The sequence below is a fragment of the Dorea sp. D27 genome, assembly GCF_001185345.1.
In the GTDB taxonomy this organism is placed as follows: Bacteria; Bacillota; Clostridia; order Lachnospirales; family Lachnospiraceae; genus Extibacter.
The window spans coordinates 159,479-185,655 of the sequence record NZ_KQ236746.1 but is presented as its reverse complement, the minus strand read 5'-3'; the positions used below and the strand labels follow the sequence as shown (position 1 = coordinate 185,655).

General features: G+C 42.1%; 19 protein-coding genes and 1 pseudogene. 7 read left to right on the top strand and 13 right to left on the bottom strand.

Features of this window, described 5'->3' with window-relative positions; genetic code table 11:
• Nucleotides 1-6 precede the first annotated feature (6 nt).
• From HMPREF0980_RS14590 to HMPREF0980_RS14580, 3 genes are all read right to left on the bottom strand, one after another.
• Nucleotides 7-2,817 (bottom strand): ATP-binding protein, encoded by a 2,811-nt coding sequence (locus tag HMPREF0980_RS14590; RefSeq protein ID WP_049729836.1) that lies wholly within the window; start codon nt 2,815-2,817, stop codon nt 7-9.
• 161 nt (nt 2,818-2,978) lie between these two features.
• Nucleotides 2,979-4,970 (bottom strand): GGDEF domain-containing phosphodiesterase, encoded by a 1,992-nt coding sequence (locus tag HMPREF0980_RS14585; protein ID WP_198146291.1) that lies wholly within the window; start codon nt 4,968-4,970, stop codon nt 2,979-2,981.
• A gap of 129 nt (nt 4,971-5,099) precedes the next feature.
• Entirely contained in the window at nt 5,100-5,552 is a 453-nt protein-coding gene (locus HMPREF0980_RS14580; protein WP_049729835.1) for a DUF3788 domain-containing protein, read from the bottom strand.
• A gap of 362 nt (nt 5,553-5,914) precedes the next feature.
• On the opposite strand from HMPREF0980_RS14580, the gene HMPREF0980_RS14575 reads away from it, so the two are divergent.
• Nucleotides 5,915-8,014 (top strand): PTS sugar transporter subunit IIC/EAL domain-containing protein, encoded by a 2,100-nt coding sequence (locus HMPREF0980_RS14575; protein WP_049729834.1) that lies wholly within the window; start codon nt 5,915-5,917, stop codon nt 8,012-8,014.
• Between the two features lie 225 nt (nt 8,015-8,239).
• Here the strand turns inward: HMPREF0980_RS14575 and HMPREF0980_RS14570 are convergent, their stop codons facing one another.
• Entirely contained in the window at nt 8,240-8,638 is a 399-nt protein-coding gene (locus tag HMPREF0980_RS14570; RefSeq protein WP_049729833.1) for a hypothetical protein, read from the bottom strand.
• Between the two features lie 362 nt (nt 8,639-9,000).
• Between HMPREF0980_RS14570 and HMPREF0980_RS14565 the strand changes: the two genes are divergently transcribed.
• The 6 genes and pseudogenes from HMPREF0980_RS14565 (at nt 9,001) to HMPREF0980_RS14540 (ending at nt 14,380) form a co-directional block, all read left to right on the top strand.
• Complete coding sequence (locus HMPREF0980_RS14565) at nt 9,001-9,864, top strand: hypothetical protein (protein WP_049729832.1); 864 nt, start codon at nt 9,001-9,003, stop codon at nt 9,862-9,864.
• A 78-nt stretch (nt 9,865-9,942) separates the two neighbouring features.
• Nucleotides 9,943-10,191, top strand: a complete 249-nt coding sequence (locus tag HMPREF0980_RS14560) for an acyl carrier protein (RefSeq protein ID WP_049729831.1) — start codon at nt 9,943-9,945, stop codon at nt 10,189-10,191.
• Nucleotides 10,184-11,196, top strand: a pseudogene (locus tag HMPREF0980_RS14555) (class I adenylate-forming enzyme family protein); the annotation flags it as partial. The gene HMPREF0980_RS14560 and the pseudogene HMPREF0980_RS14555, both read left to right, overlap by 8 nt.
• Nucleotides 11,197-11,241: 45 nt before the next feature.
• The gene (locus HMPREF0980_RS14550; RefSeq protein ID WP_442855436.1) at nt 11,242-11,661 is read left to right on the top strand and encodes a class I adenylate-forming enzyme family protein; all 420 of its coding nucleotides are present in this window, start codon (nt 11,242-11,244) and stop codon (nt 11,659-11,661) included.
• Nucleotides 11,658-12,536 (top strand): hypothetical protein, encoded by an 879-nt coding sequence (locus HMPREF0980_RS14545; RefSeq protein WP_049729828.1) that lies wholly within the window; start codon nt 11,658-11,660, stop codon nt 12,534-12,536. Before HMPREF0980_RS14550 ends, HMPREF0980_RS14545 begins: the two co-directional genes overlap by 4 nt.
• A 1,124-nt stretch (nt 12,537-13,660) precedes the next feature.
• Complete coding sequence (locus HMPREF0980_RS14540) at nt 13,661-14,380, top strand: DUF4238 domain-containing protein (protein ID WP_049729827.1); 720 nt, start codon at nt 13,661-13,663, stop codon at nt 14,378-14,380.
• A gap of 511 nt (nt 14,381-14,891) precedes the next feature.
• Here HMPREF0980_RS14540 and HMPREF0980_RS14535 read toward each other — a convergent pair.
• The 9 genes from HMPREF0980_RS14535 to HMPREF0980_RS14495 form a co-directional block, all read right to left on the bottom strand.
• Nucleotides 14,892-16,088 carry an IS256 family transposase gene (locus HMPREF0980_RS14535; RefSeq protein ID WP_198146308.1) on the bottom strand — a complete coding sequence of 399 codons (1,197 nt, stop codon included), beginning with the start codon at nt 16,086-16,088 and terminating at the stop codon, nt 14,892-14,894.
• 476 nt (nt 16,089-16,564) lie between these two features.
• The gene (locus HMPREF0980_RS14530) at nt 16,565-17,572 is read right to left on the bottom strand and encodes a PDDEXK nuclease domain-containing protein (protein WP_049729825.1); all 1,008 of its coding nucleotides are present in this window, start codon (nt 17,570-17,572) and stop codon (nt 16,565-16,567) included.
• Nucleotides 17,573-17,618: 46 nt separating this feature from the next.
• On the bottom strand, nt 17,619-17,750 hold the full coding sequence (locus HMPREF0980_RS19625; RefSeq protein WP_255351361.1) for a hypothetical protein: 132 nt from the start codon (nt 17,748-17,750) through the stop codon (nt 17,619-17,621).
• Nucleotides 17,751-17,886: 136 nt separating this feature from the next.
• Nucleotides 17,887-18,153 (bottom strand): hypothetical protein, encoded by a 267-nt coding sequence (locus HMPREF0980_RS14520; protein ID WP_049729823.1) that lies wholly within the window; start codon nt 18,151-18,153, stop codon nt 17,887-17,889.
• Between the two features lie 600 nt (nt 18,154-18,753).
• Nucleotides 18,754-19,941, bottom strand: a complete 1,188-nt coding sequence (locus HMPREF0980_RS14515) for a restriction endonuclease (protein WP_049729822.1) — start codon at nt 19,939-19,941, stop codon at nt 18,754-18,756.
• 168 nt (nt 19,942-20,109) lie between these two features.
• On the bottom strand, nt 20,110-21,066 hold the full coding sequence (locus HMPREF0980_RS14510) for a PD-(D/E)XK motif protein (RefSeq protein ID WP_049729821.1): 957 nt from the start codon (nt 21,064-21,066) through the stop codon (nt 20,110-20,112).
• Complete coding sequence (locus HMPREF0980_RS14505; RefSeq protein ID WP_049729820.1) at nt 21,056-23,230, bottom strand: Z1 domain-containing protein; 2,175 nt, start codon at nt 23,228-23,230, stop codon at nt 21,056-21,058. The genes HMPREF0980_RS14510 and HMPREF0980_RS14505 overlap by 11 nt, the downstream gene beginning before the upstream one ends.
• A gap of 5 nt (nt 23,231-23,235) precedes the next feature.
• Entirely contained in the window at nt 23,236-24,828 is a 1,593-nt protein-coding gene (locus HMPREF0980_RS14500; RefSeq protein WP_049729819.1) for an ATP-binding protein, read from the bottom strand.
• Nucleotides 24,803-26,080 (bottom strand): DNA cytosine methyltransferase, encoded by a 1,278-nt coding sequence (locus HMPREF0980_RS14495; RefSeq protein WP_049729818.1) that lies wholly within the window; start codon nt 26,078-26,080, stop codon nt 24,803-24,805. Before HMPREF0980_RS14495 ends, HMPREF0980_RS14500 begins: the two co-directional genes overlap by 26 nt.
• Nucleotides 26,081-26,177 lie beyond the last annotated feature (97 nt).

Here is a 26,177-nt window from a genome sequence, read left to right as displayed (position 1 = left end):
AACAGTCTATCTTCTGATAGCCTTACGCAATATCTGGTACAGGTACTGCACATCGACGGGCTTCGTCACGAATCCGTCCATTCCTGCCTCAGTTGCCAGATCTACATCCTCCTTGAACGTATTTGCCGTCATCGCGATAATCGGAATATCGGCGGCATCCTTCCGCTCCATCCTTCGAATCATGCGGCATGCCTCCAGTCCATCTATTACCGGCATCTGTATGTCCATCAAAACTGCTTTATACTCCCCGGGACTGCTGCTCTCAAATATCTCTACCGCTTCCTTTCCATTCTGTGCGCGGCGTACCGATGCACCCTGCATCTCCAGCAGATCCATGGCAATCTCCGCATTCAGGTCATTATCCTCCGCCAGAAGGATGCATACATCCTTCAGATAACCTTCCGGCATGTCTTCCAGCTGGTCTTTTCTGACTGTATTTTCTGTCATGTCAACAGGAAATGCCACAGTAAAATAAAATACGCTCCCTTTTCCCGGTGCACTTTTCAGTTCCAGCTTCCCTCCCATAAGCTCTACGATATTTCTGCTTATGGCAAGTCCAAGCCCCGTCCCCTGGCTCTTCGTATAGTTAGTCCCGACTTGTTCAAACGACTCGAAGATGCGCTCCTGATCCTTCTCAGAGATTCCTATGCCATCATCGGTGACCTGGAAGAAAAAGACAGCTTTTTCGGAGGAACTTTCTTTCTCTGTCACGTCTGCCTGTATATGCCCCCCGGCTGACGTAAACTTGAATGCATTGGAAATCAGGTTCATCATGACCTGCTTCAGGCGAACCGCATCGCCCAAAAGCCTTTCATCCTCAACCTTTAGATTCATCTGGAATTTCAGTCTCTGCCTCCTGGCCTCTGCTGTCATCATGCTCTCGATCTCATTCATCACCTGATCCATATAAAATGGTTCGCTGTCTACCGTCATCATGCCCTGCTCGATTCTGCTCATATCCAGAATATCGCTGATAAGCCCGAGCAGGTAACGGGAAGAGGAACGTATCTTGGACAGATTCTCCTTCACGCTTTCCGGCACATCGTCCAGCATGCATGTCAGGTCGCTCAGTCCTACGATGGCATTCATAGGCGTACGTATCTCATGGCTCATCCTGGACAGGAACTCGCCCTTGGCACGGTTCTGCTCCTCCGCCTTGGCGAGGCTGCTCTGCATCCTTGCCGAATGTACGCGCGAGCGTGCCATCACGAGAATCAGCACCACAATCAAAAAGAACACGCCACCGCAGATTACGATAAACAGAAGCGGATTGGCATATATCATCTCGACGGGCGACAGGCTTCCCGTGCCCGTAGATATCATGTTCTGGTTGGCCAGCGTATCTCTCTGTTCCGCACCCATGCTGTTTATCGCTTTGTTCATAATCGTCAGAAGCTGCCCTTGCGCAGGTCTTGCCATGGCAAAGCTGATGTCATTCCTGTCATTGATAAGGGTGTTCGGAACTACGTTAGAAAAATGATGGTTCTGGATTTCCTGCTCCATAACGGCGGACACGCCGTAATAGAAGTCTGCATCCCCCCGGTCCACCGCTCTTAGCGCCTCTGTCGCGCTTCTGTAATACTTCACCTCTGAAGCTTTAATGTCCGCCGGCAGTTCCCGGCCTTTCAGCACGCTGCCAGTCAGCCCCTCCGACGGATAGCTCACTGATTTGTTTCTTACTATGATATCATTCAGATCTACATATGGTTTCGTAAGCGCCAGTTCCTGCTGCGTGCCTTCCTCATCTGTCCCGAGGTAAGCCCCAAGCAGATCGGCCTCGCCATCCTGCACCATCTTCAGCGCTTCCGCATAACTGTCTGCAAATTTGTATGTAAATTCCAGACCAGTGAAGTCTGAAACTTCCTCAAGCATATCCGAGATGATTCCGTCGTGAGGTTCCTTATCCGACCCCTCGCAGAACAGAGGATGCCAGCCCTTCATCACTGCTACTGACACTGTCTTTTTCTCCGCAATATAACTTTTCTCCTCTTCATTAAGGGCTATGCTGGCGGTAATGCTGTCCTGAATGTTGGCGTCATACCGCTCCTGTGCAAAATGCGGGTTAGAATCCAATATCTTTTCCATCGCCATATTAAGGCCGTCAAGTATCTCCGTTTCGTCCGGCCTGGTGACGATATAGTGAGGCTGTGAGTCAAACTCGGCAACGACACGGAACGCACCCGAATCACCTACGGCATTGCCGAGAAGCATGTCCACTTCCCCGCTTTCCAGATAAGAATACAGGTTCCCTCCCTCCATCTGTTCCACCGTGTACGCCTTTAGCGTACAGTTGATTCCGTTGCTATCCAGAAATACTTTCAGCCGCCGTACGTTTTCAACGGCCCGGTCATATATACCGATAGTCTTGCCTTCCAGACTCTTCCAGTCATAAGACCGGATGCTGTCATCATCCCGGCGTGCCATGAGAACAGACTTGTTGTATCCCGTATTGTAGTCAGGATATGCAAAGTACTCCTCCAGCCCTTCCTGGTAATAAGCCCCGCCCATCAAGTCATATTTCCCTTCCAGGAACTCTTCTACCAGAGCATCGCCTTCTGTATCTATATATTCATATTCCCATCCGGTATACTTCGCTATCTCATTCAGATAATCCACCACGATGCCATGCCTTGTGCCGTTTTCATCAATCTCGGTGATTCCAGGGGCGTCAGTAACCCCGACCTTCAGAACACGGCCTTGATCCGTCTCACCCGCCTGTACTTTATCATGAGGTGCGAAAACCGCAGCAGACAATATAATCAGGCCGAGCATAAGCCTGCCGCATATTTTCACAACCCGATGTAATCTACCTTTCATAAAAAACTCCTTTTTCATACTGTTTATACCCTATTCTATCATGCGGGCGGCTTATTTGCCACATAAATAAACAGCCTTTCCTACATACGCTTTACTATAGCGAATCCATCAAAAAACAGCAAGGGCGCACATATCAAGTCTGCGTCCCTGCCGTATATCAGCTACTTCTGAAAATGGCCGCATTTCCCTTTTAAGAATACCTTGGTTTCTTCCTCAGGCATAGGTGTGGCGTAATAAAAGCCCTGAATCTGGTCCACCTGGGAATCCACGACCATCCGTCTCTGCTCCTCTGTCTCCACCCCTTCAGCCACGATAGTCATCCCAAGCTCCTTGAATGTACGGACGATATTCTTGACGCCAAGTGCGGAGTTCCGGTTGCCTATCATAGCCCATACAAGGCTTTTATCTAATTTGATCGTACCGAACGGAATATTGATTACCATGGAAAAATTAGAATACCCCGTTCCGAAATCATCCAGCCCCATCTCTATTTTGTGCTTTTTCATCTCAGCCGCAAAATCTATGACAGCCTGCGGCTTCTCCGCCAATGTACTTTCCGTAAACTCTATCTTGATGGCAGCGGGAGGCGTGCCATTCCTCCGTATGATTTCCAGCACCTTTCCCGCAAGATCCGGCTGCGTAAACTGGACGGCCGGAAAGTTGACATGAACTGCCTCTATCGGTATATGTTCCTCTATCAGCTCATTGATGAACATGCACACTTTGTCGAGAACGATATATGTGATATCAATTATCATACCGGTCTCTTCGGCAATCGGAATGAACTCTGACGGATATACAGGACCGATAGGGGTATCGTTCATCCGCATGAGTGATTCTGCATAGTTGAAAGTTCCGGTCTCTACCGAATATATAGGCTGGTAATACATCTCGAAGCTTTTATCTGCCACCTTCTCCTTCAATATCTGCACGAGCTGCTCTCTCCTCCGCAGCTTCCGGAGCATTTCTTCATCACAGTAACAGACTTGGCCGTCCTTCCCTGATTTGGCCTGATTCACGGCATATTCAATCGCATTGATGATATGCTCCAGCGTGTCCTCTGGATCCTGGTGCCGTATGATACCCATGGCCGCCGACAGGCTGAACTGATAATCCTCTACCGTCCAGGGCCGTTCCATCCGTTCCTTGACGTCTGTTACATACTTATGTATCAGTGCATCACTTTCTTCTGTAAAGAGCACTGCAAATTCATCCCCGTTAAAACGATATACGTTCCCTTCCTTCCCAAGAGCGCAGAGGAACCGACAGACAGCCTTCAGAAATCCGTCCCCAATCTGCTGTCCGCATACACTATTGATCTGGCGGAATTCTCTGAGAGATACGACTACAAGGGTGAACCGCGCCTCCGGGTGCCTGTGCAGCGTAAGGCTGAGCATGTTGAGAAGTTCCTGCCGGTTTGGCACATTGGTCAGATAATCCATGGATATCTGCTTGTTCTGAAGGTGAAGGTAGATGATGAGCATGGCACACGTAGCCGCCGAACCAGAGAGGATGATATCGGGGAAAAACTGCTGTACGATGATTACCAGCACTGCCAGTACCGGAAACGTCGATAAGATGCGGTATATCTTAGACTCAATTCTTTTTCTGTTTACGAGCACAGTCACGATGCTTGCCACGCAATAGGCATAAAAGACTACATATGTAACATCTATGAGGCTGCCTCTTACATAGCCTTCCGAGGCATTTATTTCAAATATATTTTTTGTAAATGGATTAAGCAGTATCAGCACCGAATATATCACGCCCGGAATCAGGCCAAAGCCCATAATCTTATTTCTCGCCGCTTCTTCTGAATATATGACCGATATGCTGTATAGGAAATATACAAGCCCCATCAGAGGAGTAAGCACAAAATATATAGTGGTTACTAACCACGTCATCCACAGGGGGATGACCTCATAGTGGTATATCATACTCGTGGAAACTATATTCGTCAGCATGGCACTGAACGTAACCATCAGGCACCCCTGAAACATTCTGTTCTTCAGTGTGGGGATATGGCTGCCCTTACGGGAATACACCCATATGATCGTCAATATGACTAATGATATCGATTCTGGCGCTATGTTCCAACTCACTGCTTCCACCTTCCACTTCTGCCTGTGGCAATTTTTTTCCAGCACTATCATTATACCACCCCCACATGAAAAGGCAATGAAAAAGACGCCTGTCAGCGTCTCTTTTCCATAGCGTGGCCGCGGAGAGAATCCCAGTTGCCTGTCTTTATCTTTTCGCAGGAAGTGATACGGTATCCCTTCTCATAAGGCCGCTTTTCCTGCCACCCCTGCCTTCTTCTGTACCCGGGTTCCGATAAGCTCCATCACATCCGTCAGTATGTCGCCGTCTGTAACGTCAATCATCAGCCATCTGCTTCCGTTGAGGCATCCCGCATTATGATAGAGCTCCTTTACATACCGCGTACAAGCCTCAAGCAGCATCTCTGCCTCCACGGCCTCTCTGCTTCCTATGCTCACCATACACGTATAGTACCCCTCCGCGGGGTACAGCGTGCAGAGGGCTCTGCCCCCTTTCTTATATTTCACATTCCATCCCGGCTGCATAGAGCAGCGGCTGTATTCAATCTTCGGCACCGTCTTGTATTCCTGCTCCAGATGGCTGCACAAATCATCCCACAGGCTGCTCGCTACATAGTCCCCTATCTGTTCCATATCCGGCTGATTACCGGAGTCAAATAGCTCGTTCCAATTCATTGCCTCTTCCTCCTCTGTCATACTGAGTCTAGTTGTACGTAATTCGTCTGTCTGTATCCATTCTCTATCATCATAACATGCGTAATATGACAACTACATGTCATATTCATTTCCTGTTCTTTAATGGAATTCTACCATACTATAAAATCCGTTGCCACAAGAATGGATGGTAATATATTCCAATTGTATCGTACAATCTAGTTCTGGCAAAAAAATATCTGACAAGTATCTTTTCCATATTGTTTATTAAGTCAATTTGTTATAAACTAAAATGGCAGTATATCTACATAGCAAATCATCATAAAAATGCAGCCCGTCAATTTCAACGCGTATCGCAGGGGCATGCAGGGGGACGTAATATTATGCAATCATTCAGTACCGCAATATCCCGGTTTCGAAATTCAATCTCGGCACAGTCCATACGGAATGGACTCACGCTGGCCATTCCGTTTCTCATCATGGGATCTTTCTCCCTGCTTTTGAGAAATTTTCCAAGCGACGCGTATCAGTCATTTCTTGAACACTTTCTGGGCGGCGCGGCAGCCGTACTTTTTGAAACGTTATATACGGTCAGCCTGGGCTCTCTGGCTCTTGTGCTGAGCGTTACCATCAGCCTTTCCTACGGGCTGCTGGCTAAGACCGATACTTTCATACTGTATCCTATCGTATCCGTCTGCTCTTACCTTGCGTTCTGCGGCGGGATAGAGGGACATGATGAATATGTGTTTAAAGCAGAATGGGTATTTACCGCCATGTGCATCACGCTGCTGTCCTGTATGCTTTTCCAGTGGCTGCTGAAGCTTGGCGGGCGTCTCAGGAAGCTGCATGCCACCGGTGCGGAATATCTGTTCAATATATCTATCCAAAGTCTGCTGCCTGTCATCGTAATCATCGTCGGGTTCAGCATCGTAGGCTATGTACTCCGAACGGCATGGGGGAGCAGCAACATAACGAACTTTGGATCCTACATATTTCTGAAAATATTCGACCAGCTGAGTGGCAACCTGTCCGGGATTCTGCTCTATGTCATTGTGACTCATGTGCTCTGGTTCTTCGGCATACACGGTACGAACACGCTGGAAGCCGTGTCCCAGAAATTATTTGAACAGAACATCTCTGTCAACCAGTCACTGATGCTGGCCGGCAATGCACCGACAGAACTATTTTCCAAGACATTCCTGGACACGTTTGTATTTCTGGGTGGCTGCGGGTGTGCACTGAGCTTTATCATTGCCTTGTGCATCAAGTCAAGAAAGAGCCATAACCGTAAGATTGCTTATGTGGCGCTTCCTTCCGCGCTGTTCAATATCAGCGAGATAGCTGTGTTTGGATTCCCGATTATATTTAACTTTACGATGATGATTCCCTTCATACTGACCCCTGTCATATTAACCTTTACAAGTACGCTGGCTGTCAAGGCAGGCCTTGTACCCGTCGTGACACAGTCGGTAGAATGGACCGTCCCAATCGTGCTCAGCGGGTACAAGGCTACCGGTTCTGTGGCGGGAAGCATACTTCAGCTTGTCAACCTCCTGATTGGGGTTCTGATCTATATCCCCTTTATCAAACGGAGTGAACAAAAGGAAACACTGGCATTCCAAAAGATTGTCCGCCGTATGGAACGGGACATGGCCGCAGGTGAGGAGAGCGGCACCCTGCCGCATTTTCTCCATCACAGATACCCGTACTACTCCTATGCCAAAACACTTGCCATGGATCTGAGCAACGCGCTCCACCGCGGGCAGATAGATCTGTTCTATCAGCCTCAGACATCGGCAGATGGCTCTCTGCACGGCATTGAGGCGCTCTTGAGGTGGAAGCACCCGGTCACCGGATACATCGCGCCCCCGGTACTGATCGCCCTTGCTTATGAGGGAGGGTTCCTGCTGGAGCTGAGCCGCTACCTTCTGCATCAGGCTTGCCGTGACGCCAGATTTCTGGAGCCTCATTTAAAGAACGACCTGTATCTGTCTGTCAACATCTCTTCAAAACAGATGGAAGAGGAGGGCTTCTTCAATAAATTGCTTGATATCATTGAGGGTTATGAACTGGAGCATGTCCACCCCATAATGGAGATTACGGAGCGCTCCGCGATGGTCATCTCGGATTCCTTGACTCAGGATATGGAACGCCTGAAAAGCAGAGGAATCCGCTTCAGCCTCGATGACTTCGGCATGGGACATAATTCTATCCTGTATCTGCAGGAACGGATTTTTGACGAGGTGAAGCTGGACGGCAAGCTTGTATCCCAGCTCCCGGACAATGAACGCTCCAAAGATATCCTGTCAGGTATCATCTCGATGGCACACAGCCTGGACCTGCGTGTGGTCGCAGAGTTCGTAGAGACGGCAAAGCAGCGGGATATGCTCCTGGAACTCGGATGCCGCATCTATCAGGGGTATTACTACAGCAGGCCGCTTAGTCTCACGGACCTTGTTGGATACATGGACCAGCACAAGTAAACGCGTGAGGACATGGAACGCATAAGGCATATTGCAGATGCATTCCATGTCCTCCCGTGACGAGATAATATTCCTTGCCATTCATCTCTTTTATTATTGCTTAAACGGCTCTTGTTCTAAATACTTTTCACCGCTTGCTGTCATATGATACATATGACAGCAACGTCCATTGGTGTGCACAGCTCATGATTTGTCGAAACATCCGCCGCCGGCTCGAAGGATATTTTACATGCTCAGCTGAACCAGCGTTAAAGAACGGTTCATATATCCTAATGCAGGAAAATCCGTTCCGATATTGACGCCCACCTCATCACCGGCTTTGAGGTATGCCTGAACGGCATATGAAGAACTTCCTCTATTCATAATCTTAAAAAAAGTAGAAATATCTCCAAATGCAGGCTGCCCATTGACCATGGCAGCCGCATTCAGATACGGCTGTTCCGCATCCGGGTAAGTTGTGGCTTCTGCGCTGATTGAAATTGTTATCTGGTAAATGCCGCTTTCGTTTACGACCAGTTCATTACCGGTCCGGCTTACAGTTACACCCCTGGATAACGGTCCGGGAGTACTGAATGGCACACTGCCAAAAGCCGAACCCGGCACCTCTATGCTGCTTCCTCTCAAAGACCCATATCCTAAAACAACTGTTCCGGGCTCCCCTTGTTCCCCCCGGGGGCCTTGATTCCCCGGTTCTCCCTTCGGCCCTTGAGGCCCGGCAGGTCCCGGAGGGCCCTCGCAGCACGGAGGGCAGCAGCTGCCATATCTATCTGATTGATTATTCTGATACATCGTATAATCTCCTATCTTGACATTTATTTATACAGATGACCACAGCGTCATCTCCATATAATGTATGCGCCGGCCAAAAAGCAGGTGCGTTCGTGTACGGACAGAAAAAGAAGTCAAGCAAGCACTCTTGCGGAACTAAATGCATAAATTATATAGGGAGTAACCACCAACCTATCTTCCCAAGAGGAGGTATTTCGATGTTTTATAATGAACATTCTGACAACATTCCAGATAAATGCGAAGCAAACTGCGGCCGTAAGAATAATTGCCGGCCACCTCAGCCAGACTGCTGCCCTCCTTGCTGTCCCGGAGCACCGGGGCCTGCCGGACCTCAGGGTGAACCAGGACCTTCCGGACCTCAGGGCGAGCCGGGACCTTCCGGACCTCAGGGCGAGCCGGGACCTTCCGGGCCGCAGGGCGAGCCGGGACCTTCCGGACCTCAGGGCGAGCCGGGGCCTTCCGGACCTCAAGGCGAGCCGGGGCCTTCCGGACCTCAGGGCGAGCCGGGACCAACTGCCGCGACTATACCATTTTCTTACTCCAATCAAAATTCATCTGGGGTTCCGCTTAGTACCGATAATACAGGTGCGCCGGCCCAGATTGCCTACGCCGGCTTTGGAGGGGATGGCGGATATTTTTCACGGCTGGACACTGGGGAATGGGCCTCGGGAGTCATCACCATTAATACAAATGATTCATATCCTTCTTCCTTTGTCATGCCTTATGACGGTACGGTACGTAACTTTTATGGCGTATTTGCAAACCGCCAGGAACTATTTCTGGAGGAAGGGGTGCTCCTGCGTCCATTTATGTGTCTCGCTGTAGGGGCGGCCGACAGACTTGCCTTCACGGTGCTTCAAAACAGTATCGTATATTTTCCGCCCTATGTAGCAGGAGAAGAAATCCCTAAATATACCATACGCAGAGCCAGCCAGACAGGATTGGATATTCCGCTGTCAGCCGGAACTCTTGTTACGATTATCTTTGGAATCATAGCAGCAGGTTCTGCCACAGAGCAATATATTACTGCTTCGATTAGTGGAGGCATATATATTGAGTAACAATCTGTAAGAAGCCCCGGATTTGGCTCCGGCCATCTTACGGGGCTTGCCTGCACAATGAATAAAGGAGCGGCTACCATGTCTGTAACGAAAGCTATCATGGAACTCATCAGCCAAGAAACCGTCATTTCGGTACCAATTACGGAGACAACTGATCTGTATGAAGATCTGTACCTGGACTCTCTCTCTTTTGTGAGCCTGCTGATGGATATAGAGGAACAATATAATATTACGATTGGGCTGTCGGAAATGGCTGACTGCCACATTGTCGGGCAGCTTATAAATTTAGTGGAAAAGAAAATCAGGGAGGAAACGGAACATGATTAGAGACGCATTACAGGCGAGATGGAATCAAGATTTTCCTGCCGTACTGGGAGAAAAGGACACTGTTTCATATGCGGATCTGGCACGTCGGGCATCGGCCCTGCAGGCCGCCTTGCCGCAGGCGGACGGTCAACCGGCCGCAGCAGTCCTTCTCCCCGATGGGAGCCATTTCCTCTCCGGGCTTTTCGCTGTTCTTCAAGCCGGGTGGACGGCTTTCCCGCTGAGCATACACCTGACCTTGGCAGAGCTCACCCACCTGCTCAGCCGCGCGCCGGTAAGGGCGGTAATTACCTGTCACTCCATGCGCCCTCTGTGCGAGGCCGCTGTCAAGGCTTGTCCATATGCCCCGGTCATCTTATGTGAGGATACGGTGCAATCGTCTTCACAGCAACAGCCCGATATACAAAAAGCCGATCCTTATGATCCCATGCTTCTGCTGGCTTCATCCGGCACTACAGGGCATCCTAAGCTGGTTCAGCTCTCAGAAGCCAACATGGCATTTAACGTAGCAGCCTATATCCGGCATATGGGGTATGAAAAATACCGGGATCCCTCGCCCCGGTACGCTCTTGGCACTCCTTTTTTTGGAATATATGGGCTGCTCATCATCTTTGCCTGTGTTATGCGTGGCTTCCCAATGTATCCAATGTCTGAAGGATTTTCGCTGGATGCCCTTTTTCAGGCTGCACAGGAGCAGGGCATAAGCCATTACGACGGCGGTACAGTTGCCGCCATACTGCTGGACCGTACTCTTGGGAGATCAATCCCCTACGATATTACCACACTGCGTTATTTCGGGTTTGGGGGAGCAAGGCCCCTGACGGCACATTCGAACGTCTCTCCGCCGCCTACCCTCACATACGGTTCTGGTCAGGCTACGGCATGACCGAGGCCTCTCCCCTCATCGCCCAGCCTTTCCGGGGACTTCCCGAGGATAAGCTAGGTTCCGTGGGTGTACCGCTGCCTGGCGTAAAAGTCTGCCTCGAGACAGAGACCGGCAGGACGGATGAGCCGAATCAGCCGGGAGAAATCATAGTCCAGGGGCCCAATGTGATGCTCGGTTATTATAAGGATGAGAAAGCTACCGCTGAAATCTTAAGAGACGGCTGGCTTCACACAGGAGATATCGGTTACTTTGACAACGACAGGTATCTGTATATCTGCGGCCGAAAGAAGAATATGCTGCTTGTACGGGGATTTAATGTATTTCCTGAGGAGGTAGAAACATGTCTGCAGGCCTGTCCCCTCGTGAAGGACTGCACGGTATACGGCAGAACTGATGTGCCGGGCACCGACTGTGTCTGCGCCGACATAGTCCCGGCAACAGCCGGGGCACCGCTTACCTCCATCCACGACTGGTGTGCGGGGCATCTTGCAGATTATAAGCGCCCCCACAATATCCGGTTCGTTGATAAGCTGGATAAAACAGCGACCGGGAAGAACAGGCGTGCCCAGGAGGGGGCATCGAAGTGAAGCTTATCCACTTTCAGGGACTTAACTGCTACCATGATTGTATGATTACCTTAGCCAACGCTTTCGGACTTGACTATACTGCCGCCTTTTCGAAACTCTGGGCAGAAGGTCATCTGCGTTACGACCCGATCTGCGACGTATTTCTCTCCCGGAAGATACAAGAAACGCTGGAATCCATGGGTATGGAGTTAGACGCACCCCTTACGGAAGAGGCGGTGCGTGAGATGAAGTGGGCTGACACTCCTGCCGGGGACTATGCCATCATTGGCATGGATGCCTGCTTCATTCCATGGAGTCCGCTCCATCAGCTTCTCCACGGGCCACATTACTTTATCGTTCAAAAAGGAAGGGCAGAGCAGCACGAATGTTTCGATCCGACGTACGGGTTAAGCTGCCAAAGACTGGCTACGCAAGATCTGATTCCCAATGCTTTTGCCCTTATCACTGTCAAGACGTGTCATACCTGCGCCCTCACTATAGATAGCACACTTGACCCACTCTACACGCAGTCACAGGAAGTGCTGAGATTCCATCCCGGAACCTTACGACATTTTCTTGAACAGGCCGCTGTCTGGATGAAGGGGGAAGAAAAGAGGACTTTGCTTCCTGCAAAATATGTTGACACTATGCTGGCCGGACGTCATCTATACAGACATTTCTTGTCAGGTCAGTACAAAGCCGCAAAAAGGGCCCCCCTGTTTTTCTCACATCCATTCTATGAGGAATGGATGGCAGTTAAAAATGGATTTTATAAAGCCGCGCTCACCAGACAAAGCAGAGCCGTCTTCGATGAATCATGCCGCCTTTTCGCCGGCCTGTTTGAACAGGAACTTGAACTGGCAGAGCAGATCAGCGCCGCAGGCAGCAATTATTAGAAAGCGGCTTTGCCAAAAACCCGGCACCTATGTCACAGCCATATTTTCTGACTTGCTTTTTTATGATTTAAGCTTGATACGTTTTTTATCTGCAACAACATGCTTTTCTGCATAATTCCGGTTAGAATTATCATGAGATGTTTGAGCAGATAAATTCAACAGCTGCGATTATATCACTCTATGATATGCCTGCTTGTCCATCAAGATGTTTCCAAGAAAAAATCCGGTCATACAAGAACACTGTTCTCCAGTATCACCGGATTCTTTGTCAGTTTATGTTACATACTTACATTTAAACCATACTCGCTCTTAACCTGTGCTTCATAATATCGTAATACCTTAAGCCCCGTATTATCAAACACATACTACTTAATCTCTTCATGGGTCGCTTTACTATCCGCAGTTGTTAAATCCAGCTCATTTTTAGCTTCAATGGAATGGACCGACCTTAGTTTGGACAAAAGGATTACTGTCTCGGCATATGGTGGGACGGACATTTTATACTACATGGCAAAAGCATATTCATTACAGAATGGTTGGGTATATTTCTTCGTCAATTTCACTTCTCATACCTCTTTTGAACAAAAATGACCCCTTTATGAATAAATTTACCCCTTTTAATACCCCTCCCATAAAAATAACTCTTTCTTTAAACAAAGTCATTTTGATTTTTCATTGTCATATTCCAGTGCCTCATAGCCCTTTATATTTCCTAAGAATGCTCTTCTTCACTTGGAAAATAACCTATACTATGTAGCAAAATCATGGTCGGCCATGTCTTTCACATTCCAAATACTACTCTTATTATGAACGGTTTACCTTAAGTGTAGTAAACCCACTTAGAGAAAATATAGGAAGTTCCGGAGGTCCGGTATATTACGCCTATTTATGACAAAATAATAATCAGCAGGATAAATGATTAAAAGTTGGATATATGTATTTAAAGGTATATATTTTTTTGTGTAATCTAGAAGAAAACCTGAGAGCCAGAAAATTTTACGAAAAAGAAGGACTTTTAATGACTGATGATTAATTAGTTGATAACATTGGTGGAAAAAATATACGTGAAATCAGATTTATTTATAGAGAAGAATAGTTTAATATTTGTAATTAAGGAGATATAAGTGAATAATATACCGAGAAGACATCATATTGTTCCCCAGTGCTATTTAAAATATTTTGTTAGTGATAGTGGTAAAATTAAGGTATTTGATAAATTGAAAATTTGTGAATATTATGCATCTCCCAAAGATTTAGCTGTTAAGAGAGATTTTTATCGAGATTATTTAAGAAACAATGAGCTGATTTGGGAAGAGTTTTATTCTATGAATATAGAAAATAGTTTGCCAGAAACATTTGAGAAAATTATAAATAAAAGTACTAAGTTAAAATCTACGGAGAAAATTTTAGTGGATGAAGTTAAAAACAAGATGTCAATAATTATTATTACACAACTCTTTCGAACAGAAAAGTGGAGAAGGCATAGTTATAATTCTTTTAGTCCTAAGATTCCCCTTATTTTAAAAAATATAAAAGAAAAGTTGGATTTGTTAAAGGAGCGAACAGGAGAAACCTATATTTCTAAAACAGGGTTAGAGGCATTTGCTAAAAATCAATATCTTGAATTAGCAAACCATGAAATTACATTAAATCTTTCTCACCAAATATTAATGGATAGAAACTGGATTTTAATTAGATCTAAGCTTAATGATAAAAAAATTTTTACAAGTGATAATCCAGTTGTTCTATATAATGAAAAACTAAAATCATATAAAATTGAAGATAATTATATTACTGATAACAATAGTTTTATTTTTTTCCTATATCAACGCAGCTGTTTCTGATGATTCTTCCCTCTAATAATACCAAGTTAGATGCCTTTGGTGAATATGTAGATTGTATTATTGATGGTACAAAAGAGATAATTGACTTTCAGAATTACGGACAAATGATTCAGGCGTCGCGACAGGTATTTATATAAATGGGCAATTCCACGTTACCATATAAAAAAGTTTTAAATTATAATTTAAAATTATTTGCTAATAGTTTAGAAGATAATGAATGTATGATGAGAAGCCTATTATTAAATCTAACTTGAGAAAAGAAATAGAAGATTTAGAAAAGCAAAATATTAAATTTAAAGAAATAAAGGAAAAAACGCCTGAAATTAATTATTGATAATCTAATATGAGACCGTTTCAAGTTTTGTGTAAATGCAAAAACTGACATAAGACATGTCATTAGTTACCAAAGGGCAAAGCCAGTTTTTTCGGGTTTTGTCCTTTGCTTGTATTATAATGCTGTTTTGGGGCATGTCAAGCAGAACTGTCTTTGGCAGCCCATTTCAGCTTTTAATCAGGATAAGCGTTCTTCAAAATATATCTCTAGCTGGGAATGAATCTGCCCCCAATCCTGACGGTGCCCCGTCCATTTTTTTGTGATATCCATCATTGCAAGATACAACATTTTCAGCAGACTGTCATCGGATGGGAACACGCTCTTTGACTTTGTCACCTTCCGGAGCTGGCGGTTGAATCCTTCTATGGCATTGGTTGTATATATTAGACGACGGACGGCTTCCGGGTATTTAAAGTAGGTGGATAGGTTGGCCCAGTTATCCCGCCAGGATTTCGCGATTTTAGGGTATCTCCCACTCCATCTCTCATCAAAACCCTCCAGTTCCACCAATGAGGCTTCTTCTGTCGGTGCAGCATATACCCGCTTTAAATCGGCCATCAGCGTCTTAATCTCTTTGTAGGATACAAACCGGGTGGTGTTTCGTATCTGGTGGATGATGCATTGCTGGATTTCCGTCTGAGGGAAAACGGCTTCTATCGCTTGGGGGAAACCGGTCAGACCGTCCACGCAGGCAATCAGGATATCTTCAACGCCACGGTTCTTCAATCCGTTCAGGATGGACAGCCAGAACTTAGCGCTCTCGTTTTGCCCCACATACATTCCCAGTACGTCTTTCCTTCCTTCCATATCGATTCCAAGCGCTATGTAGACAGCACGTTTCACAATACGCCCCTCGTTTCTCACATGAAAATGGATGGCATCCATATATACAACCGCGTAAACATCTTCCAAAGGCCGTTCCTGCCATTCCTTTACGATTGGGAGGACCTTATCCGTGATTCGGCTGACTGTACTGTCAGAGATATCAATGCCATACAGCTCACGCATATGGCTTTCAATATCTCCCGTGGTCATGCCTTTGGCATACATGGAGATGATTTTTTCTTCCATGTCCTGTGTGATCGTGTTCTGATACTTCTTAACGACCTGTGGTTCAAACTCGCCTTTTCGGTCTCTTGGGATATCCAGCTCTATATCTCCATAACTGGTATGCATGGTTTTCTGGGAGTGTCCGTTTCTGCTGTTATCTGTATCCTTATTGCGGTAATCATACTTGCTGTACCCAAGTTCTTCCTCTAACTCTTCATCCAGGGCACCCTCCAGGATGACGGACATCATGTCACGCATGATGGAGTTTGCATCGGTACCATCCTTGATTTTGACTCCATTGTCTTTCATGTAGCAGCTCATCATTTCTCTAAGTGCAGCCTTTTGTGGTGAATCTTTTTTTCTTGCCATAAATAAAACCTCCAAACTGAGTAATTTTATCTTACATCAGTTTGGAGGTTTACACAATCTTTGGGATACTCCCCGGGTTTTCGGATTCTTTCTTTTTCCCGACACCACCTCATTTTCAAACCATCCAGCGTTATCCCCGTCCCCCTATCTACAGAAACTTATCCATCTCTATTCCTTTAAAAACACAACTCCATTTCCCGCTAAAAACCCCGCAGCCCCGCCTAGAATCAAGGTTTCCGCGCAAGCAACGCCACTGTTTCCACATGCGGTGGGACAGAAGTTTTATACTACATAGCAAAAGTATTTCATTACCTAATGGTAGGGTAAATTTCTTCGTTAATTTTACCCCTCTTACCCCTTTTGAACGAAAATCACCCCTTTATGAATAAATTTACCCCTTCCCTCCCAAATTACACTTTCTTTATGTAAAGTTATTTTAATTTTTCTTTATCATATTCCAATGCCCTGTACTCTTTTTGCAATTCCTGTAACAGCTCCTCTTCGCTTGGCAGATATAGCTTATACTTTGACGCAAAAATCTGCGTTTCATTTTCTGGTAAGGTATACTTTACTATAGATTCACTTTTGTCCGCACAAAGAACAATTCCTATCGGTGGATTATCTCCCTCATTCATCAACTCACGTTCGTAGTAATGTACATACATCTGCATCTGACCTAAATCCTGATGTGTCAAATCCCCAATTTTTAAATCAATTAATACAAAGCATTTCAAAATGTAATTATAAAAGACAAGATCTATTCGAAAATGGCGTCCGTCAAATGTAATTCGCTTTTGTCTGGCAACAAAAGAAAACCCTCGCCCCAACTCTAAGAGGAATTTCTGCAAATAAGTTATCAACGCTTCTTCAAGGCCGCTCTCATAAAAAGCATCATTCGGACTTAATCCCAGAAACTCTAATACATATGGATCGCGTATAATATCCTCTGGAACTTTTGCAGGCTCCAATTTCTGGATTTCTTCTGAAACCTTTTCTTTATTTTGACTGGATAGCAGCCTTTCATAAAAGAAAGAATTAATTTGCCGTTCCAACTGCCGTGTGCTCCAATTCGATTTTATTGCTTCTTCTGTATAGAATTCACGGGCATTTTCATTTTCCACGCGCATGAGCAGGCGATAATGTGTCCAACTCAATTCGTCACGCAGTGCGTGACTATTTGGAAATGTCAGATAAAACTGTCTCATATATTTAAGGTTAGTCGGTGTGAAACCTTTACCAAAATCTACAGTCATTTGTTTGGATAATTCTGCTATTAATCTACTCCCATATTCTGCTTTTTCATAACCATCCTGCTGTTCCACGATACTTTTACCTATATTCCAGTACGCTTCCACCATTGCAAAGTTTGCTGTTTGATATACTTTGTTTCTGGCTTCTAAAAGAATTCTTTTAATCTGTTCATAAAATTGCTTTTCCATGGTTCATCCTTCCTTCAATATACTGTTATAAGAATAATATCATTAATTATACCTTTTCTTCAATTTTAACAACTCTGGCGTTTAATATCTCTGATGTTTTAAAAACCCTTGAAATATCACGTATATCTCCAATATTCAATTCCAAATGTTCACTTTCATAGCTTTGAGCATGAATCAAAAATCTATACTCCTGCTGATAAATGTACTTTTTTCGTTTCCAAAAAGCAATATTATGCATTCCAGAAAGTAAAGACAAAATCAAATTTACTGAATCTTCTTTTTCCTCATAATATCGAACAAAACCCTTTTAAACATTAAGTTTTTTTTAATGCTTCAGTTTGAATTCTATTGATAAATTCATCTTTGTCTAATATTAACAGAGCAGTATCTCCAAAATTTTCTATAATTTCTTTTTGTTCATTTATAAAACTAAAGCTATTACTGTATGGATTAATACCAAACATGCAATACGCATAATCATTTGATACGCTAGTTGTTATGAGTTCATCATTAATATCAATTTCTTCACCCGTATCAAGTAATTTAAATTTTGCTTCATTAATTATGAAATTTTGCTTCAAACGAATCCCCCACTACAATATCACCATTTTCACTCTCGTGCTTACGGTACCATTCTAACGAGTTCATATAAATAAGACCATTTTGTAAGTCCTCAATTCGCTTTGCACTTTGAAATTTGATTAACGGAAAGCCTTTTATTATCATAACAATCCCCTCCAAAATCCATTTTGTCACTGACTTTAGTTTACTATATTTTAATCGAACAGTCCATTGCCATAAGGGAAAACATTGTCGTCATAAGTGGGACTTTGGCTATATAGTATACGTTTTGCCAAAAAATAAGGGTTTTGCCCCATGGTATCTATTTTCCGAAAACCATGTAACAAAACCCTATCGAAATATTTCCCCCACCTTGCCTCTATGGAAACTTATCCATCTCACCTTCTGTTAAAACACAACACCATTTTCTCCAAATAATCCCGCAAACCCGCCTGGAATCAAGGTCTCCGCACGAGAAGCACGGCGGTTTCCACATGCGGGGAAAGGTATTTTTTATACTACATGGCGTAATAATCAGAATACCCCCTAAAAAACAAATATGCTTTTAATACGACTCACTATCAATAAAGTTAATTATCTAATGTCAAATTAACTAAAGATTAGCAAATAGACTTGAGCCATTCACCTACTGTTTGACAATCAATTCCATTGTTTCTTAAAATATCCGCAATGTCTTTTCCTGATATTATTAAAATAGGATGTTCATCTTCAATAACCTCTTTATATGCCTGTTCATGAACATAACTTGTTGTAACCATAATTCCAAATTGTCGATACTTTATTCTTGATATCAACCTAGACATTTGCCTTACACCCACAGAATTATTTAACGCATAACATTTTGCTTCAAGCGCACATTCAACATGTAAGTAGTTACTCTCTAAGCCAATCCGATACTTTCCTAACGCATCTCTACCACCATCTCGCCACGGTCTAGTCAAATCAAAGTCGACAAAGTTTTTATCCATTAAGCAAATAATTGATAATGCACATTTCTCAAAACCATAAGGATTGTCCACATAATATTTATGTATTATCTGTACTAATTTTCTTCCCTCTTCCGTACTTGGGATTTGTTCTACTTTATTACGAATCATCGTGACTTTTGGTGCCTTTAATGCCTTTGCACCAAGCCTTCCCATTTCAACGAAATATCTCCAGCACCTTGGCGCATAGTTAATGTTCTTCTCATGCTCAAAAACCAAAGTATTTAACCATTCTTTAGATATCTCTTCATCACCCGAATCTAATATTGTAAAATAAGCTTCATAATTCTGGAATCGCTGTTGTTTATTTGTTCTCCAAAATGCAATAAGCTCTCTGTCTGGCGGGAGATTATTGTTACCCGGAGCTGCTAAACCAAGAAATTGCACATCTCTACCTTCTCCTGCTTTCTTGAAAATTAAGAATGGAGGTATTTCTTTTAAACTATCACCATTCTCGTTTAACCAGGTAAACACCGTCTTTAAAAGAAGATTACCTTTTTTCCATGTCTCATGTAACCCTCTCCCTGGCTTTCTATTATCTCCATAATAACGAAACACACCCTTTTCCGCATCCAAAAAATCCGGCCATTCAAGCTCCATAAACGATGTATAAATTACAACATAAGCAGGCTTAGTCATATCGTCTACTCTATGAGTAATCCTGAAACCGCCTTGATTAGATGTTCTAGGCAACAACTTAGTTAGCGGATCATCTTTTACATTACCCTCGGATCCCCCTTTATATATAGCATCTATTATAAGCGGAGCTTCTTCCAATTCTTCATATGAAAAGACACGCATAATACCTATATACTCCTTTATAAAAATTTAGACACATATAGTAATCTGTAAGGTTTTACCCTACCCTAAGTTTACAAATATTTCCATTCTTATTAAGCTGCCAATGCTATGATATTTCAAATTTTTATATCAATAGCAATGCTTTATATTAAAGCAACAAAATCAATCTTAAATATCACCCTCTTGAATCCATCTTATTATGTCAACTTCTTGCAAAGTCGGACTTGTATCAAGATTACAATCATATTCAGCATTAAAAACCCCATCCGGAGTTTTTTCATTAAAATGAGGTATTGAAATTGCATTATAAAATCTAAGATTATCATTAAGAAATATATGATCATATTTCATTCCATCTAAAACTTCTCTTTCTATATACGCAATTTGTGATTCAATGTGAATCTGCAGAGCGTAATTATCAGCAAAGATATCTCTCATTTTATCAATTAGCTCACCTAAAGATATTCCTCCATCACACTTACGAAGCATAACAGATACAATACGAATATCATAAAGTTCACTCAGCAATTGGTCATGATTAAAATGGTGTGTTCTGCTACGATTAGTAGTTGATTTTATTTCCATTCTCTTTTTATCGCCTATAGTAAAATCAAATCTCATCATATTCTTTGTTTGCCAAAAACGAGATATATCACAGCCATTTTTATTAAAATGAAGTATAATATATAACTCTGCATATAAACCTTGCAATTCTTTTTCCGAAACATCCTTTCTCTTATCAAATAACGCTGATAGAGAAGAGAATAACTTTGCTAAGTAATATTGATCATTTTCATTTCCGTTAATTGCAAAAGCTTTCGTTAGTCGAATAAATGCAAGCAGTTTATCCTCATCTTTTTCTTTGCACGTAAGTACATGCATAATTTTTGTCTCTTTTTCTTCATTACATTGAAATGTACATTTTTTATTAAACGCAAATCGCAATGAACGAGTTTCCTGGCATGCAGGTGGCATTTTATTAGATGTGGAGGTTATCATAAACACAGTATAATTATCCCTATCTTTTCCGAAAAAACATTTCCCATCATCCACTAAGAATACCTCGTAAGGTTGAGTTATTTCTACTTTATTTTTTATTCTACTAAATATCGTATTACAATCCATTCAATCTCACCACCATTTTTGATAACTCTTGTGAACAGCTTTCAGGAATATATATTGCCAACGCTGGGGAATAAAAATCAATTCCCTCTAAGTTTGTTGGTTTTACATAATGAATTTGTAACTGTATATGATCCGGTTCTTTATCTACTAAACTACGATCCCCTTCATAATACGATGGACTAGAAATATTAGGGTTGCGTCCTTGAAATAATTGTTGTATTGATCCATCATCATTAATTTTTCGAGTAGAATGCTCTATATCACGGACCCAATAAATATCTACTAGAGGGCTCAGATTTAATTTGTTAAGTGCCTCATTTAAAACAGCAAAATATCGTCCATCAAGAATTTCTTTGTTAAGATATGACAGGTTAGCCAATAATTCAGTATAAACTAACTGGTATTTTATATTCCTAATTATTGCATGTACTTGGACTTTATTATATCTCTCGACATCAATTAACTGATTATACTTTTCTCTAAACTTTAGCAATACATGAGTATTTTGATTTGCTATAGTTCTATCCATGACAAAATATCTCTGTGCTTTCCATTCTGATAAAGCATAGTTCGCAGTCTTAGCAACATTCTTACGTGTCATCTCCAAAAAGGCTGTACGTGCTAATAAAAATATCCGTGGCATATCTTTAAAAGGAATACCTCTCTCCTGTGCACGCTCTATTGATGCCCACATATCATCATCATGTTCCAGTATGCTGGAAAAATCGTCTTTAATATCTTTTGTAGTAAACACTCTACATACATCTAAATATCCAGCTTTATAGCCAAACCACCGTGCCCTTTGTTCTGTGTTATCAACATTACTTTTACCCTTGGCTCTTCTAGTAATATATGTTACAGCAAGCCCTTTGATAGTTATGCCTCGTTCAACGAGGTTCCCGCCAACAAAGATATTTGTTTTATATAATTTGGAATTATCAGTCGCATTCTCATCACTATTGCAAATATGTACAGGCGAACATAGCTTAATTCTATTAAGTACCGTATTTTCTAATTCTTCAAACGGTACACAGACAATTCCATCATTTATAAAGGATTCGTATGCCAAAACAAGATATTTTCTAAGGGTCAAATATGAAATATCATTTCTGCCAGAAATCTTTGTTTTAGCCTTAGACTTCCAATTATCAATAATTCCTTGAATTTTATTTAATACAATACGATGATCATACTTTTTCTGACTTGGATGAATAAGCATAGCATGCTTCCCCATATCTCCTCGGCTATATCTAATGGCATTTCCAACAAAAAACATCGCTATTGCTTTATAAACTGATTCAGGAACCCCCTTATCTTCCAGAAGGCTTCCTTCAGTTGTTGGTATCTCATAGATATATTTGTCACAATTCTCGCCATGAAATGCTTCAAGACCACAGTACCCCTCTCCTGGATATACTAATTCCCCAAAATCAGGAGACAATTTGTCAAATGCTTCAATTAAAATATTAGCTTGTGGGGTGGCTGTAACAGATAGAAAACAATGACGCTTTAACTTTGCTTTCAAATCTAAAACCGAATTATATGTTGTACTCATAGAGTTTTTAAATGCACGAGTATTTAAAGTGGCTTGATCGCCTTCATCATCTACAACCAATACTGGTAAACTCGAAAGAAATTCGTTATTAAATATCTCCGCAATTTGACTTATGTGCTTATCATGCTTTAAACCAACAATTATTACTTTCCTCCCATTTTCTATGAAGTCTTTTATACTTGATGGATTTATCAAAGACTTATTACTATTTGTTTTTAATACTGTTAGTCGTTCGGAATCGACATTAAAAGCTGAGTTAATACGAGAAGCATTCTGCTTTAATAATTGTAATTTGTTCCCCCCTAATACAATAGCAATATCATAGCCGTTATCAAACGCTAATGCTAGAACAGAGATAAAATTTAAAGTTTTACCACTTTGTACCTTGCCAATTACAATTCCAGTCTTTGCCACTTCTTCGTCATTGTGAGGATTTGGACAATGACCGAGAATGCGAGCAGCATTAATAAACACAGAATCGATTGCATCTTGTGTCATTTCATCCGCAGTCATTTGTTTCTCCACGTTCGATTTAAAAAAACCATCAACTTCTATTGTCCATAGACTTGTATCTTCATCATCGATAACAGAAATCCACTGTTCCTCCATTCTCTTTAAATCCCCTTTCGTACATTTTCGAGAATTTCATTCATCTTTAAACGAATTGCACTAGCCTCGATTTTACCATCAGGTGAAATCAGCATAGCCTCAATTTCTGCTAAAACGAGAGCAATACACATACGTGTCATAATAGGCAAAAATTCTTTCTTCTCTATTAAAGGCTTAAAAAAGGAATGCCTCATGTTAATAGATAATGTATACTCTGAAACTCCGTTCGATTCAACAATAAGCCAATCCATTGTTGGATCATTCATCTCAAATAATATATGAAAGAGATAACTGTTATTCTTATACTTAAATGTATAATTAACTTGATCTCCCCCCTCTATGATTACACCATCGTCATTCTGGTTAACAACCACCTCAGGTTCTATTATCTTTTCCGAATCTCCATTTTCAGAATCATTTTTCTCAACATTGGTTTCATCTATATCTATTTTGGGCCGTTCTACAATTTCAACTACAGCATCTTCAACAATTCCCGCATCAGACAATCCGCTAACAGCATTTTTAACCAAGTCATTTGTATTTATTTTTTCACGAACTCTAATGCTTTCTGCTTTCCGCCTATAATCCTGGGTATAGATACACAACTCATTAATAAAAGCTTCTTCAAGTCCACTATTATGCCAGTCAAAATTATCTTTTGCCTGTGTAACTGGCCAATTGTCCATATGTAATTCGCCAAATAGACGCTGCCATGCATAGGAATTGGCATCTCCAAATAACTCTGTCGGCCTATAGTTCTTTTCAGAACCTCCCACTATTACTCGTCCACGTCTTAAAAGTGTAAAACCTGCATCTTTCACACTACCCGGTATTCGAATAGCAATAAAACCAGATACCTTTAAATCCTGTCCCTCATGTCTCACTGAAAATTCTATATCTTTCTTCCAAGCTTGTTCTTTGTCATTAATTTGCTCAACAAAAATTGGTGCCTCTTTGAACTGCAACATAACTCCATTATAGTAAATTTCAACAAGTCCACTACGAATATCTTCTCGATAAATACTACTTAATAGCTCTTTGACTTTAGCAACTGTACGAGACCCATTAATTCTCTTGTTAAGCCTTCTAATAACAATTTTAGTATAGTGCTTTTTCGGACTTACAACTTCCTCTTTAACATCAATCTCTTCCGTTTTGTATTTTCCTAATTCATCAATATTAATTTCTGTATAATATTTATTCTTCGAGTTAAGACTAGTAGACTCAATTGACCAGATTGAACCAAACCAACATGCAGCTGTCTTCAAACCCATACCAAATTCGTTTCTGCCATTGGTATTTTTAGGTGGACGATCAAGTACAACTGCTCGTTGAAAATCATTCCACTCCATTCCATATGCATCATCATAGATCTCAATACGATCCCCATTAATATCATCGTTAATATAATCGATCTCAATATGTAATCCCTTAGCATATTTAAGGGACATTAATTCATCTTTGTGATCATAAAAGCTTTGTGTTGAATTATCTACAAATTCAGCTATTGCAGTCCACGGCTGATAGCTAAGCCTTTTATAGGTACCATAAACGCTACTAGTAGGTCTAATATTAATTCTTTTCGCCACTACTATCACCGTCCCATCCTTTGTTCGCTAGATTAAATAAATTTTCTCCAAGCAACTTCAGTATCCGTACATTTACCGAATTACCTAGTTGTTTATAGATAATCTTATCCGAGCCACTAAATTTATATCTCCCATGAAAACTCTGAAGATTTGCTGCTTCTCTTGGAGTAATCCATCTATAATGTCCTTTTCTTTTATCCCATACAATGGGAGTATTAACTATAGCAACTAAAGATGGATAAAATGTCGGTCGTTTAGCTCGAATACCCGACTGACGAACCTGTATAAGTGACTCTTTTATATCTTTTACATCTTTACCACAGTTCCACTCAAACTTTTTATATAATTTTATGCGATTCTTCATGTTGTACTTTTCAACCCAAACATCAATATATTCATGATGTGAAAGATAGAATTCTCTATTACGACGCAAGAAATTTTTCTTCCATCCAGGCATATCATCATATCCTTGACTTGCATAAACAACTTCTGTATCATCATTTCCAATCCCAAAACTATCAAGCCACAAAGGAAAACCTAAAACTTTAATTCCCGTGTTAATTCTTAGCTCATCCCAGGCCTGAATCATTAGTTCTTGCTCAGCAGGTATAATATAGGAATCATCAACATCTTTTTCAAGAATAGACCAGGCATCTCCTAACTTACAACTTTTGCGGTGTTTTTCAAGATTCATATCTTCGATGTGAATAAAACCATTTGTTAATATATTTTCATTGCGAATATCCTTTCTTATACCCAGAATATATACCCTCTCTCGGATTTGAGGTATACCGAAATCAGAAGGCGAAAGGATAACTGGACTTTCAGTAATATAAAAATTTCTGCTCCTCAATTCTGAAGTGATGATATCCCAATTTTCAGTCTTATCTGCAAGATTCCTAACATTCTCCAAAATGATGAACTTCACCTCAGGATGTCCGTCCAGAATATCCATGATTTTATAAAATAAGTTCCCACGATGCTTATCACTAAAACCCTTCTGCTGACCCGCTTTACTAAATGGCTGACATGGAAATCCCGCACAGAGTACATCAAAATGGGCAATTGATGCCGGATCAATTTCGTTAACATCCCCACGTACAATCCCTTCTTCTGTAGAAAAGTTTTTATTATATGTGTTAACACATTCCTTATTGATTTCAGCTGCCATAACACATGTTCCGCCTAAATAACGCATTGCTTGATGAAAACCACCAATTCCAGCGAATAAATCAATAAATCTAAAGTTAAACGGTTTCATCGTTTGTACCATCCTATATTTGCTTTTATTTAAGAAAACTTCATCAAAAATGTAATGTGAATCAGGAAATATTATTACTGTTCTGGCTTCAAAAGCC

Excerpts from the sequence above, each read along its gene's own strand:
- HMPREF0980_RS14535 (WP_198146308.1), bottom strand. The coding sequence starts at position 16,088 with ATGATGAGCTGCTACATGAAAGACAATGGAGTCAAAATCAAGGATGGT.
- HMPREF0980_RS14560 (WP_049729831.1), top strand. The coding sequence starts at position 9,943 with ATGTCTGTAACGAAAGCTATCATGGAACTCATCAGCCAAGAAACCGTC.
- HMPREF0980_RS14505 (WP_049729820.1), bottom strand. The coding sequence starts at position 23,230 with ATGGAGGAACAGTGGATTTCTGTTATCGATGATGAAGATACAAGTCTA.
- HMPREF0980_RS14590 (WP_049729836.1), bottom strand. The coding sequence starts at position 2,817 with ATGAAAGGTAGATTACATCGGGTTGTGAAAATATGCGGCAGGCTTATG.
- HMPREF0980_RS14550 (WP_442855436.1), top strand. The coding sequence starts at position 11,242 with ATGCTCGGTTATTATAAGGATGAGAAAGCTACCGCTGAAATCTTAAGA.
- HMPREF0980_RS14580 (WP_049729835.1), bottom strand. The coding sequence starts at position 5,552 with ATGAATTGGAACGAGCTATTTGACTCCGGTAATCAGCCGGATATGGAA.
- HMPREF0980_RS14495 (WP_049729818.1), bottom strand. The coding sequence starts at position 26,080 with ATGAAACCGTTTAACTTTAGATTTATTGATTTATTCGCTGGAATTGGT.
- HMPREF0980_RS14510 (WP_049729821.1), bottom strand. The coding sequence starts at position 21,066 with ATGGATTGTAATACGATATTTAGTAGAATAAAAAATAAAGTAGAAATA.
- HMPREF0980_RS14530 (WP_049729825.1), bottom strand. The coding sequence starts at position 17,572 with ATGGAAAAGCAATTTTATGAACAGATTAAAAGAATTCTTTTAGAAGCC.
- HMPREF0980_RS14585 (WP_198146291.1), bottom strand. The coding sequence starts at position 4,970 with ATGATAGTGCTGGAAAAAAATTGCCACAGGCAGAAGTGGAAGGTGGAA.
- HMPREF0980_RS14575 (WP_049729834.1), top strand. The coding sequence starts at position 5,915 with ATGCAATCATTCAGTACCGCAATATCCCGGTTTCGAAATTCAATCTCG.
- HMPREF0980_RS14565 (WP_049729832.1), top strand. The coding sequence starts at position 9,001 with ATGTTTTATAATGAACATTCTGACAACATTCCAGATAAATGCGAAGCA.
- HMPREF0980_RS14515 (WP_049729822.1), bottom strand. The coding sequence starts at position 19,941 with ATGCGTGTCTTTTCATATGAAGAATTGGAAGAAGCTCCGCTTATAATA.